General features: G+C 62.6%; 12 protein-coding genes. 11 read left to right on the top strand and 1 reads right to left on the bottom strand.

Features of this window, described 5'->3' with window-relative positions; genetic code table 11:
* The first annotated feature begins 36 nt into the window (after positions 1-36).
* From AC1RTQ_RS01710 to AC1RTQ_RS01695, 4 genes are all read left to right on the top strand, one after another.
* Positions 37-1,362 (top strand): TolC family protein, encoded by a 1,326-nt coding sequence (locus AC1RTQ_RS01710; RefSeq protein ID WP_492873899.1) that lies wholly within the window; start codon positions 37-39, stop codon positions 1,360-1,362.
* A gap of 89 nt (positions 1,363-1,451) precedes the next feature.
* Positions 1,452-2,552: a sensor histidine kinase gene (locus AC1RTQ_RS01705; RefSeq protein ID WP_492874509.1), complete on the top strand. Its 1,101-nt coding sequence runs from the start codon at positions 1,452-1,454 to the stop codon at positions 2,550-2,552.
* A complete protein-coding gene (locus tag AC1RTQ_RS01700) occupies positions 2,545-3,165 on the top strand; it encodes a response regulator transcription factor (protein WP_492873897.1) in 621 nt (206 codons plus the stop codon). Before AC1RTQ_RS01705 ends, AC1RTQ_RS01700 begins: the two co-directional genes overlap by 8 nt.
* A gap of 242 nt (positions 3,166-3,407) precedes the next feature.
* Positions 3,408-4,775 (top strand): carbohydrate porin, encoded by a 1,368-nt coding sequence (locus AC1RTQ_RS01695; protein ID WP_492873895.1) that lies wholly within the window; start codon positions 3,408-3,410, stop codon positions 4,773-4,775.
* 1 nt (position 4,776) lies between these two features.
* On the opposite strand, the gene AC1RTQ_RS01690 is transcribed toward AC1RTQ_RS01695, so the two are convergent.
* Positions 4,777-5,298, bottom strand: coding sequence for a YqaA family protein (locus tag AC1RTQ_RS01690; protein ID WP_012839739.1), 522 nt, complete (start codon positions 5,296-5,298; stop codon positions 4,777-4,779).
* A 289-nt stretch (positions 5,299-5,587) separates the two neighbouring features.
* Here AC1RTQ_RS01690 and AC1RTQ_RS01685 point away from each other — a divergent pair, with 289 nt between their 5' ends.
* The 7 genes from AC1RTQ_RS01685 (at position 5,588) to AC1RTQ_RS01655 (ending at position 12,618) form a co-directional block, all read left to right on the top strand.
* Entirely contained in the window at positions 5,588-6,241 is a 654-nt protein-coding gene (locus AC1RTQ_RS01685) for a M15 family metallopeptidase (protein WP_302089149.1), read from the top strand.
* A 155-nt stretch (positions 6,242-6,396) separates the two neighbouring features.
* Complete coding sequence (gene dusB, locus AC1RTQ_RS01680) at positions 6,397-7,461, top strand: tRNA dihydrouridine synthase DusB (RefSeq protein WP_302089150.1); 1,065 nt, start codon at positions 6,397-6,399, stop codon at positions 7,459-7,461.
* Entirely contained in the window at positions 7,458-7,691 is a 234-nt protein-coding gene (locus AC1RTQ_RS01675; protein ID WP_158393409.1) for a Fis family transcriptional regulator, read from the top strand. The genes dusB and AC1RTQ_RS01675 overlap by 4 nt, the downstream gene beginning before the upstream one ends.
* Before the next feature lie 88 nt (positions 7,692-7,779).
* Positions 7,780-9,378, top strand: coding sequence for a bifunctional phosphoribosylaminoimidazolecarboxamide formyltransferase/IMP cyclohydrolase (purH, locus tag AC1RTQ_RS01670; protein WP_492873891.1), 1,599 nt, complete (start codon positions 7,780-7,782; stop codon positions 9,376-9,378).
* 185 nt (positions 9,379-9,563) lie between these two features.
* On the top strand, positions 9,564-10,016 hold the full coding sequence (locus AC1RTQ_RS01665) for a c-type cytochrome (protein ID WP_492873889.1): 453 nt from the start codon (positions 9,564-9,566) through the stop codon (positions 10,014-10,016).
* A gap of 113 nt (positions 10,017-10,129) precedes the next feature.
* Entirely contained in the window at positions 10,130-10,825 is a 696-nt protein-coding gene (locus AC1RTQ_RS01660; RefSeq protein ID WP_492873887.1) for a phosphatase PAP2 family protein, read from the top strand.
* Positions 10,826-11,133: 308 nt separating this feature from the next.
* Positions 11,134-12,618, top strand: coding sequence for an amino acid permease (locus AC1RTQ_RS01655; protein WP_492873885.1), 1,485 nt, complete (start codon positions 11,134-11,136; stop codon positions 12,616-12,618).
* The last annotated feature ends 132 nt before the right edge of the window (positions 12,619-12,750 follow it).

The raw sequence follows: 12,750 nt of genomic DNA, 5'->3' as shown, positions 1-12,750 counted from the left end.
CCGGGCCCGCGCGATACCTACCAACTTGGAAGCACCATGCAATCTCCCTTCCTCTCCCTCAAGCGCCTGGCTCTGCTGCTGGCGGCGCTGGGCCTGGGCGGCGCGGCATTGGCCCAGGCAGCAGCGCAGCCTGCGGCCGCCGGGCTGCGCTTTAGCGACTATCTGAACGCTGTCGAGCAGCACAGCCTGGACTTGCAATCCGAGCAACAGAACGTGGTGTCGGCCCAGGCCGGTGTCGGCATCGCGGGCATACGCCCCGATCCCCAGCTCTCGCTGGGGGCCGCGCGCGAACAGGTCAGCAGCGGCCTGCCGCGCCCGCTGAACCGGACCTACGAGCTCAGCATGGAGCTGGAGACCGGCGGCAAGCGCTCGGCCCGCATCCGTGCCGCACGCAGCCAGGTGAAGCTGGCCGAGGCCGGCGTCGAGGGCTTGCGCACTCAGCTGTTTTCCGATGCGGCCCAGGACTTCACCCAGGCCTGCCGCGACCGCCAGGCTCTGGAGCGCAAGGAGCAGACGCTCAAGGCCCTGTCCGATGTGGTCAAGGCCAACGAGGTGCGGCGCAAGGCCGGCGACATCGGCACAGTGGAGTGGCGGCAGTCGCGCGTGGAGCGCGACCAGTTCCAGGCCGATGTGACCCAGGCGCGCGCCGATGCCCAGACCTCGCGTCTGGCCCTGAGCGTGCCGCTGGGGCGCAAGCTCTCGGAGGTCTTCGGCTCCGAGGAACTGCAATGCGATTTCCAGCCCTTTGCGAACGACAAGAACATCGAAGCCCTGGTGGTCCAGGCCCTGCAGGTGCGCAGCGATGTGCGTGTGGCCCAGGCCACGCTGGAGAATGCGCGCGACAACGCCGGTGTGGCCCAGGCCAACCGCTGGGTCAATCCCACGCTGGCCGTGGGCATGACCGCCATTTCGGCCACCTCCGCGGGTGTGGATGCCCAGGGCAATGCCTTCGACGCGGGCAACCGCTCGCGCATGCTGTCGGTCTCGGTGAGCATGCCCATCCCGTTCTCGCGCCTGAACCGCGGCGAGGTGCTGCAGACCGAGGCCGTCGTGACCCAGGCCATGCTGGGGCTGCAGCAGTCGCAGCACAAGGCCGAGGCCGGTGTGCGTTCCGCCTACTTCCGCTTCGCGGCGGCGCAGGAGAACGTGGAGCGCTATCGCAGCAATGTGCTGGCCGATGCGCAGCGCGTGCTCGAGAGCATTCGCCTGTCCTACCGCCACGGCCAGGCTTCGCTGCTGGAGCTGCTGTCGGCCCAGCGCTCGGCCGATGATGCCTATCTCGGCTATCTGCAGGCCGATGCCGATCTGGCCAAGGCCACTGTGGACCTGCAACTGAGCATAGGCCAGCGGCCCGCGCTGTGATGAGCGCAGTCGGTGGACAGGGCTGGCGCGCGCGCATCTTGCGCCACAATCAGCGGGTCTTTCACCCCCTGAGCTCTGCCCTGCATGCCATGACCGCCGAACCGCAACGCTTTGTGCATCTGCGCCGGACCCTGATCCTGGCCGGCCTGGCCGCGACCATGGCCGCCATCTTCGCGCTGGATACGCTGACCGAGTATGCGGTGGCCGCAGCCGTGTTCCACACGGCCGTCATCCTCGTGGCGGTGCGCTGGTTCAGCCCGCGCCTGGTGATAGGCGTCACGGCGCTGTGCATAGCGCTTACCCTGGCCAGCTTTGCGCTGACGCCGGCCGGCGCCTACCGCACCGGACTCATCAACACGGGCATCAGCATCCTGGCCATCGTCATCACGGCCTATCTGGGTCTGAAGATGGTGGCCGCCCAGAATGCGGCCCACGCGGCACAGACCCAGCTGCTGCGCATCACTCAGGCCATCAGCCTGGGACAGGTGACGGCCTCGATCGCCCATGAGGTCAACCAGCCGTTGGCCGCCATCGTCACTAGCGGCAATGCCTGCCAGCGCTGGCTGGCCCAGCAGCCGCCGAATCTCGAAAAAGCCGGCCAGGCGCTGGAGCGCATCCTGGGCGATGCGCGGCGCGCCAGCGAGGTCATTGCGCGTATCCGCTCCATGGCGCGCGGCGAGGGGCCGAGCAAGCAGAAGTTCGATCTCAACGAGGCGGTGCGCGAGATGGTGAATCTGTCGGGCGCGGACCTGAACCAGCGCGCCATCGCCATGGACCTGCAACTGGCGCCGGGCCTGGCGCCCGCCTGGTGCGACCGAGTGCAGTTTTTGCAGGTGCTGGGCAATCTGCTGCTCAACGCCATGGACGCCATGCAGGACACTGCGGCCGTGCAGCGGCGCATTTCCGTGGCCACCCAGGCGCTGGGCCAGCAGCTGGTGCTGACCGTCACCGATGCGGGAGAGGGGCTGTCGCTGCAGGCCAAAAGCCATCTGTTCGACGCCTTCTGGACTACCAAGCGCGAGGGCATGGGTCTGGGGCTGAACATCAGCCGCCACATGGCCGAGGCCAACGGCGGCCGCATCTGGGCCACGGACCGCGAGGATGGGCGCTGCGGCGCAGTGTTCCATGTGAGCATCGCGGCTTTCGTCGCCCCGGGGGAGCCCGCAGCAGGAGGACACCAGCTTGGCTGAACTCGAAACCGTGTATGTGATCGATGACGACGCCTCGGTGCGCGCGGCCATCGAGGATTTGCTTCTCTCCGTGGGCCTGGCCGTGTCCGCCTTCGGCGCGACGCGCGACTTTCTTGCCCATCTGGAGCTGAGTCCGCCCGAGGGGCCGGCCTGCCTGGTGCTGGACATCCGCATGCCGGGCCAGAGCGGCATGGAGTTCAGGCGCCAGATGCTGGAGCAGGGCCTGCGCTTTCCCACCATCTTCATCACCGGGCATGGAGATATTCCCATGAGCGTGGAGGCCATGAAGACCGGGGCCATAGAGTTTCTGACCAAGCCGTTTCGCGATCAGGATCTGCTGGATGCCATACAGCAAGGTATTGCCCTTGATCGCCAGCGCCGTGCGCAGGATGGGCAGTTGCTGGAGTTGCGCTCGCGTTGGAATTCGCTGTCCAGTGGGGAGCAGTCGGTGTTGACTGGCGTGGTGCGAGGCCTGCTCAACAAGCAGATCGCGGCAGAGCTGGATGTCAGCGAGATCACCATCAAAGTCAGGCGATCTCAAGCTATGCGCAAGATGGACGCTGGCTCGGTTGCCGAGCTGGTGCGCATGCTGGAGAAGCTGAGCATCCGCTGATGCTGGCCGCATGGTTGGCCTGCCGGGCGTCACTTCGCGGGCGCAGCAGGTGTCGCGGGTGCCTGTACGGTGAACGTAAAAATTGTTCGTGTCGGTTTCCTTGTGCACTTTGCGCATGCATTTTTTGGAGTGTGTACGGGTTTGCCAGTTCACAATGGCGGGTTCGCCAGGAGCGGTCAATGCGTCAGCAAAGAACATTCAATAACAAAATGGGTTTCGGAAAGATTTGCACGGGCACCTTGATGTCCTTGTGCTTGATGTGGGGGCTGACGGCTCATGCGCAGCACAGTGCAGAGCCAGTCCCTGCAGGCAGTGAAGAAGCCTCTGCAGCAGCGTCAGCCACTGATGCGGGTGGGGCAGGCGCAGAGCCCGAGAAGTGGAATGCCAAGTTCCAGGCCACCTATGTCTGGCAGCGCAAGCCGTCCTTTTCTGCACCCTACACCGGAGAGAAAAGCTTGCTGCCAGGGCGCGAGCGCAGCTACTCCTTCACGACCACTGCATCGCTCGGATACCGTCCATGGGCCGGGGGGGAGGTCTATCTTGATCTGGAAGGCGCGCAGGGCATTCCTCTGTCGGGACTGGCAGGCCTGGGTGGCTTTACCAATGGGGAATTGGCCAAAACCTCTGGAGCAAAATTGAAGCTCTATCGCGCCCGTGCATTCTTGCGCCAGACCTGGAATCAGGGGGGTGAGCAAGAGGCGGTGGAGTCGGAGGCAAGGCAGTTGGCGGGCATGGCGGACAAGCGCCGTACTGTGCTCACGGTGGGCAATCTGGCGGTCATCGATCTCTTTGACAACAACCGCTACAGCCATGATCCGCGCACGCAGTTCATGAACTGGTCGCTGATGGCTCAAGGCGCGTTTGACTATGCCGCAGATGCCCGAGGTTATAGCTGGGGAGCGGTGCTGGAGTGGTTTCACGACGACTGGGAGGTGCGCTTCGGTCGCTTCATCCAGCCCAAGGAGCCCAACGGACAGCCGCTGGACTATCGAATTTTCAAACACTACGGCGATCAGCTGGAAGTAGCCCACGCACACACGCTGGCCGGCCAGCCGGGGAAGCTGCGGGCTTTGGTCTTTCGCAACCACGCCGTGATGACGCGCTATGACGATGCACTGAGCCTGGCGGCGCAGACCGGGGCGGTGCCGGATCTGAATGCTGCGCGCTACGGTGCCAGAAGCAAGCAGGGCTTCGGCATCAACCTGGAGCAGGCGCTGAGTGATGACGTGGGTCTGTTTGCTCGTGGCAGCTGGGCGGATGGCAAGACGGAAATCTATGCCTTCACGGAAATCGACCGCTCGCTTTCTGCAGGCCTGCTGATTCAGGGGCGCAAATGGGGAAGGGCGAACGATACGCTGGGCATAGGCGTGGCGCGCAATTTCCTCTCGTCCACACACCGCCAGTATCTGGCAGAGGGCGGGATGGGGCCGTTCATTGGTGACGGGCGTCTGAACTACAAGCCCGAGAATATTCTCGAGATGTTCTACAGCGTGGCGATCAGCAAACAATCCAGCATCAGCTTTGACTGGCAGCATATCCGCAACCCTGCATACAACGCGGACCGTGGGCCCGTCAACGCACTGGCTGTGCGTTTGCACACCGAGTTCTGATCTAGAAAAACCGCAGGATGATCTGGTGCAGGCCTGCCGTCATCAAGGTATAGCGCAGGAATTTGCCAACTGCCATGTAGGCGACGCAAGGCCAGAAAGGCAGGCGCACCCAGCCGGCGACCGCGCATAGCGGGTCGCCGACGACGGGCAGCCAGCTCAGCAGGCAGGCCTTGGCGCCGTATTTGCGCAGCCAGTAACGGGCGATGCGGTTCCAGCGTGACTTGTGGTGCATGTTCTGAGGCGGCGGCTCTCCATGTCGGCGCAGCTTTTTGGCCTTGTTCCAGGCCTGGTTGGCGGCCAGTCCCATCCACCAGCTGATGGCCCCACCCAGCGTGTTGCCCGCCGTGGCGACCACAATGGCGGGCCAGAACAGGTCGGGGTTGGCTGAGACCAGTGCGGCCACCACGGGCTCTGAGCCCAGCGGCAGCAGGGTGGCCGAGACCAGGGCCACGACAAACACGGTGCTAAGGCCCAGCTCGGGCAGGGCCAGCCATTGCAGCAACTGATGTATCCACGCTTCCATAGGGCGGCTAGTTTAGGCGGGGCGCTCAATTCCCTGAACTTTGCATCCTGTCATTTCTCAGTCATCAGCCCGGTTGCAGGCGGTTGATATATGGTTTCGTATCCAAATGCGTGCACGGGTGTTATCCGGTAACGCCAGATCAATGGGAGTAGGAATGGCTTTCAGCCCTCTAAAAAAAATGATGCGATCGAGTCAGGCAGCAGGCTTGGCGGTCGCTTTGCTTTTGATAGCTGGTTGCGCACCGAACATAAAGACCATCGCGCCGTCTGATGCCAAACCAGCTGCCACGGTGGCTGCCGATCTGGTGCCGCTGGCGACGCTGGCGCCCGGCATCAAGCAGGACATGCGCTATGTCTCCAAGCACAACTTCATGGGCCGCCCCGTGGCTGGCTATGAGGCCGGGGTTTGCTGGCTCAGCCGCGTGGCCGCCGAATCCCTGGCAGCGGTTCAAAAGGAGCTGGCAGGGCAGGGACTGGCCCTCAAGGTCTATGACTGTTACCGCCCCCAGGCGGCCGTCGACGATTTTGTGCGCTGGGGTCGCGATATGGCCGATCAGAAAAACAAGGATATGTATTACCCGCGCGTGCCCAAGAGCGAGCTCTTCAAGCGTGGCTACATCGCCGAGAAATCGGGCCACAGCCGCGCCAGCACTGTGGACATGACGCTGGTGGTGGTGGATGCCAAGCGTGCCGGAAAGCTGGTGCGTGGGCCGTTGGCTGACGGTATCGAAGTGGACATGGGCACGCCCTTCGATCTCTTTGACGAGCAGTCGCATACCGACAATGCCCAGCAGTCGCCCGATGTGCAGCACAACCGCCGCTGGCTGCGCAGCCTGATGCAGCGCAATGGCTGGAAGAATCTGCCCGAGGAGTGGTGGCATTACACGCTGGTCAGCGAGCCCTATCCAGAGCAGTACTTTGAGATGCCGGTGCGTAAAAACTGAGACGCCGGTGGTGCCATGGCTCGATAGTGACTCGCCTCGCAGGGTGATGCATGGAGTTTGGTTTTGCTGAAAATTTAAGCAGGTATAATCCAGCCCTCTTTTCCAGCGCCCGGTCTGTGTCAGACATTGCCTGCCGCAGAAACCCAATTCTCTCCATGCCCGCCCTGCACATTGGTCATATTCCATTGGCAAATCGTCTGTTTGTCGCTCCCATGGCGGGTGTGACGGACCGGCCGTTTCGTCAGCTGTGCAAGGCATTGGGGGCCGGCTACGCGGTCAGCGAGATGGTGACCAGCCGCAAGGACTTGTGGAACAGTCTCAAGACCAGTCGCCGAGCCAACCATGAAGGCGAGCCTGGGCCGATCTCGGTCCAGATTGCCGGCACCGAAGCGTCCATGATGGCCGAGGCTGCCATCTACAACATCGAGCGCGGCGCGCAGATCATCGACATCAACATGGGCTGCCCGGCCAAGAAGGTCTGCAACAAATGGGCGGGCTCCGCCCTGATGCAGAACGAGCCGCTGGCCGTGGAAATTGCCCAGGCCGTGGTGGAGGCCGCACGTCCCTACAACGTGCCCGTCACCCTGAAGATGCGCACCGGCTGGTGCGATACGCACAAGAACGCAGTGGTGCTGGCGCGCCAGTTTGAAGATGTCGGCATCCAGATGCTGACCGTGCACGGCCGCACGCGCGAGCAAGGCTACAAGGGCTTTGCCGAGTACGACACGGTTGCGGCCGTCAAGCAGGCCGTCAAGGTGCCCGTGGTGGCCAATGGCGATATCAGCAGTCCTGAAAAAGCCCGCGATGTGCTGGCCTATACGGGGGCGGACGCCATCATGGTCGGCCGTGCAGCCCAGGGCAGACCGTGGATCTTCCGCGAGATCGCGCATTTTCTGGCCACCGGCGAGCATCTGGCTCCCCCCCTGGTGGCCGAGCTGCGTCGTCTGCTGCTCGAGCATTTGCAAGATCACTACAGCCTGTATGGCGAGGGAGTCGGCGTGCGCAGCGCCCGCAAGCATATTGCGTGGTATCTGCGAGCTCTGCCGGGCGGGGAAGAGTTCAGAAAACACATCAACACTATTGAGGACTGTGCGGTGCAATGGCAGGCCGTGGCCGACTATCTGGATGCCCTAGGGCAGCAGATGGAGCGGATCCCGGCGGCCACGGCCGCTGCTGAACCAGGCAGCGAGCTGGACGAACCGGCAGAAATGGCTGCATGAGCAATCAGAATTTAGAACAAGTCGTTCGCGATAGCCTGGAGGGCTATTTCCGCGATCTCGAGGGCGAAACACCGGCCAATGTCTATGACATGGTGATTCGTCTTGTCGAAAAACCGCTGCTGGAAGTGGTGATGGGCCAGGCCGACAACAACCAGTCGCGCGCCGCCGAATGGCTGGGCCTGAATCGCAACACCCTGCGCAAAAAGCTGGTCGATCACCAGCTGCTCTGAATCGATAAAGCTACCGAATCCATAGCTGCAAGTGCTTGATATATCTGCACTTGCAGCTTGTTTTTATCCAAACTTTGAATTGACGCCCATGAAAGCTCTGATCTCCGTCTCTGACAAGACCGGTATCGTCGAATTTGCGCAAGCCCTGCACGCTCTTGGCGTGCAGCTGCTGTCCACCGGTGGCACGGCCAAGCTGCTGGCAGGTGTGGGCCTGCCTGTGACCGAAGTGGCCGAAGTCACCCAATTTCCCGAGATGCTGGACGGCCGCGTCAAGACCCTGCACCCCATGGTGCACGGCGGTCTGCTGGCTCGCCGCGACCTGCCCGAGCACATGGCTGCTTTGAAGGAGCATGGCATCGAGACCATCGACCTGCTGGTGGTCAATCTGTATCCCTTCGAAGCCACCGTGGCCAAGGCCGGCTGCACCCTGGCTGACGCTATCGAGAACATCGACATCGGCGGCCCCGCCATGGTGCGCTCCGCCGCCAAGAACTGGAAAGACGTGGGCGTTCTGACCGCCGCCGACCAGTACGAAGCCGTGCTGGCCGAACTCAAGGCGAACGGCAAGCTGTCCGACAAGCTGCGTTTTGCGCTGTCCGTGGCAGCCTTCAACCGCATTGCCCAGTACGACGGAGCGATCAGCGACTACCTGTCTAGCGTCAAGTTCGAAGACGAAAAGCTCAGCGAAGAATATGTGCCCGAGCGCGCCCTGTTCGGCGGCCAGTCCAACGGCCATTTCATCAAGGTGCAGGATCTGCGCTACGGTGAAAACAGCCACCAGCAAGCCGCCTGGTACCGCGATCTGTACCCCGCTCCCGGCTCGCTGGCGACCGGCGTGCAATTGCAGGGCAAGGAGCTGAGCTACAACAATATCGCCGACGCCGATGCGGCCTGGGAATGCGTCAAGAGCTTTGACACCCCTGCCTGCGTTATCGTCAAGCACGCCAACCCCTGCGGCGTGGCCGTGGGCGCGAACGCCTTCGAAGCCTATTCCAAGGCCTTCCAGACCGACCCCACCAGCGCGTTTGGCGGCATCATCGCCTTCAACCGCCCTGTGGACAAGGCCGCAGCCGAAGCTGTGTCCAAGCAGTTCGTCGAAGTGCTGATGGCCCCCGAGTTCAGCGCCGAAGCCCTGGAAATCTTCAAGGCCAAGGTCAATGTGCGCCTGATGAAGATCGCTCTGCCCGCTGGCGGCGCAACCGACTGGGACAACGGCCGCAACGCCATCGAATCCAAGCGCATCGGCTCCGGCCTGCTGCTGCAGACTTCCGACAACCACGAGCTCAAGCTGGCCGACCTGAAGGTCGTGACCGTCAAGCAGCCCACGCCTGAAGAGCTTCAGGACCTGCTGTTTGCCTGGAATGTGGCCAAGTTCGTCAAGTCCAACGCCATCGTCTTCTGCAAGAACGGCATGACCATGGGCGTGGGCGCAGGTCAGATGTCGCGCCTGGATTCGGCACGCATCGCCTCCATCAAGGCCGAAGCTGCCAAGCTGTCGCTGCAGAACACGGTCGTGGCGTCGGACGCCTTCTTCCCCTTCCGCGACGGCCTGGACGTGGTGGTCGATGCAGGCGCGACCTGCGTGGCCCAGCCCGGCGGCTCCATGCGCGATCAGGAAGTGATCGATGCGGCCAATGAGCGTGGCGTGGCCATGGTGTTCACCGGCGTGCGTCACTTCAGGCACTGATTGCTCCCCCTGAGGCGCTATCGCGCCTTCCCCCTCTCTCGATGCTTGGCATCGGGAGGGGGACGACAGCCTCGCTGCGAGGCGGCTCTTGCTCGCTGTCCCTTTGATGGGACATGCTTGTTCGGGTAATGTGCTCAATGGCTGGCGTCTGCCGGCCATACTTTTTTGTGAATCTGGTGCTAGGCATGACTGATCCCATCGACGACGAAGAAAACTACCCGCCGCGTCCACGCTGGATTGGCTGGCTGATCGGGCTGGTCATGGTGGCTAGCGCCTTAGGTGTGGCCAATATTGGCTGGCGCATCATGCGGGTCAGCACGGCCGAGAAGGCCGCTGATACGCTGGTTGCAGCCAAGCCCGAGCTGGCGGCAGCCCGAAAGCTGGTGGAGAGCGCAGATTGCATGCGCTGCCATGGTCTGGACCGCAAATTTGTGGGCCCGGGCTTTACGGAGATCGCACAGAAGTACGGCTCGCAAGCCGATGCCCAGAGCTATCTGGCAGACAAGATTCGCAGCGGCAGCGTAGGTGTCTGGGGCAATGTGATCATGCCGCGCCACCCGCAAATCAGCGAGGCCGATTCTCAGCAGATGGCCCGTTGGGTGCTGTCGGCTCAGGCGCTATCGGCTGCGGCGCAATAAGCCCGGTTGCGGAGATCCTGCGTGAATTCAAAGGCTGCTGGCGCTTGGCGCTGGCAGCTTTTTTTGCTTTGCAGCCTACGCAGGGGGGCCGGCCTTGCTTTCATAATCCGCACATGAGAAAACCCGCGCCCGCTCCTGTGCCGAGTCAAGCCGATCAAGCCCCGCACAGGCCTGTGCACGCCCTGGCCCGTCAGCGTGGCTTTGTCTTCTGGGCCATATGGGTGAACATCGCCACCTACGCGATCTATCCCACGGCCAACTGGCTGGCCAGCCTGCGCGAGCAGCGCTATGACTTCATCACGCGCTGGGATGCCATGATTCCGCTGGTGCCGGAATTCATCTTTGTCTATTTCTCGTTTTTCCCGTTTCTGGCCCTGCCGTTCTGGCTGGTGGGACAGCCCGGTACGGCGGCGCTGGGCAAGCGCCAGGTGTTGGGTACGCTGATCTGCGGTCTGATCTTCGTGCTGTTCCCGGCAAATTTGGCCTTCGAGCGCGCGACTCCCGAATTCGAGCCCTATCGCAGCATTTTTGCGACCATGTTCCTGGTGGACAAGCCGCACAATCTGCTGCCCTCGCTGCACATCGTCTACACGGCGCTGACCTGTCTGGCCATCTGCCAGGCGCAATGGCAGCGTGGTCGCTGGGGGCTGTGTCTGCTGATTGCGCTGTGGAGCGCGGCCATCTGCGCCTCAACCATGCTGGTGCATCAGCACCATGTGCTGGATGTGGTCACTGCGCTGCTGCTGGTGCCAGTGCTGTGCTTGCTGATTCGTCCGGCCGATGTGCCGCCGCAGCCTCCGCGCATCTGACTTTTCGGGGCTGGCCCGGCCCATTGCGAATCCTGCGTCAGTGCTCGCTTGCATGCAGGACTGCAGCGCGATTTTTGAGCGCGGTGCAGGCTTTGTGAAGCGTGGGCCTGACTAGTCTGTTTTGAGACGGGTGTGCAGCCGGGCCTGCACAAAACATGCAAATGGACTGGTGATGCTGCAGGGAATCTGCGCGTTATTGGTGAAATCCCTAGGATGCCGTTTTGAACAAAAGGACCGGGCCGAAGGCGCCGCGCAAAAAGCGCGGCTAAGACGTGTTTACGATCTCCTCCAAGAGCCCGGAGATATGCATGCAGTGGCTGAAAACCAAAACCATTGAACAGGCGCTGGCCGATTCGGACGAGCCGGGCCGTCAACTTCAACGCAGCCTGGGCGCGTTCGACCTGATGATTCTCGGCGTGGCCGTGGCCGTCGGAGCCGGCATTTTCTCGGTGGGTGCGCGCGCGGCGGGCAGCTTTGCGGGACCGGCCGTGATCTTCTCCTTCATCCTGGCGGCTGCCACCTGCGCGCTGGCCACCATGTGCTATGCGGAGTTTGCCTCCAGCGTGCCGGTCACGGGCAGCGCCTATACCTATACCTATCTGACGCTGGGCGAGGGCGTGGCCTGGATCATCGGCTGGAATCTGCTGCTGGAGATGATTGCCGCCGGCGCGGTGATCGCCAAGTACTGGGGCATCTACCTGTCCACGGTGTTTGCCACGGCAGGTGTGGATATTCCCAGCACCCTGCATCTGGGAGCCATCAGCCTGGAGTGGGGGCCGTTCTTCATCGTGACGGTGTTCACCGGGCTGCTGATCCTGGGCACGCAGGAGTCGGCCCGAGTTAACAATGTGTTCACCCTGATCAAGATCGCCATCACCCTGTTCGTGATCGTGGTGGGCTTCACCTATATGGACCTGAAGAACTTCACGCCCTTTGTGCCGCCGGCCCAGCCGCCCGTGGCAGGCCATGGCGTGACCGCCGATGTCTGGGGCCAGCCCATGCTGGCCTGGCTGTTCGGTGCCCGCCCCAGCCAGTACGGCTGGCTGGGCGTGATCTCGGGCGCATCACTGGTGTTCTTTGCCTTCATCGGCTTCGACGTGGTCGCCACCTCGGCCGAAGAAGTCAGGGAGCCACAGAAAACGCTGCCGCGCGGCATCTTCGGCGGCCTGGCGCTGGTGACGGTGCTCTACATCCTGGTCACGCTGGCGCTGACCGGCATGGTGCCTTATACCGAGCTGGCCAAGGCCGAGAATCCCTCGCTGGCCACAGCCTTCATCAGCGTGGGCGCCAACTGGGCTGCCCAGGTGATCGCCGTGGGCGTGCTGCTGGGTCTGACCACGGTGGTCATGGTGCTGCTCATGGGCTCGGCCCGGATCCTGATGGCGCTATCGCGCGACGGCCTGCTGCCGCGCAGCTGGAGCGTGACCTCGGCCAGGCGCAAGACGCCGGTACGCCTGCAGCTGATGGTGGGTGCCGTCGTCGCATTGCTGGCAGGCTTTACCAAGGTGGAGCTGCTGGAGGAGATGATCAACATCGGCACGCTGTCGGCCTTTGTGCTGGTCAGCATCGGCGTGCTGGTGCTGCGCAAAAAGCGTCCCGACGCCGGAGCCGGCTACCGAGTGCCTTTTGTGCCTGTGCTGCCTGTGCTCTCGGCCCTGCTGTGCTTTTATCTGATGCTGAATCTGACCACGCTGACCTGGCTGCGCTTTGTGGGCTGGATGGCGCTGGGAGCGCTGATCTACATGGCCTATGGCATGCGCCATTCGCGACTGGCTCAGGCAGATAAAAAGTGAGCTGCTAGCGCATGATAGAAAAGGATTTCAGTATGTTTTCTATCTGAAATCGTTTGGTAACAAGCGAAAGTAGCTATCAAAATAAAAGACCTGCAGGGAATGCCCTGCAGGGCTTTTGCATTGGTTAGAGTG

The sequence above is a fragment of the Comamonas sp. GW821-FHT11H03 genome (assembly GCF_058807955.1).
This window is presented reverse-complemented; position numbering and strand designations above follow the sequence as displayed.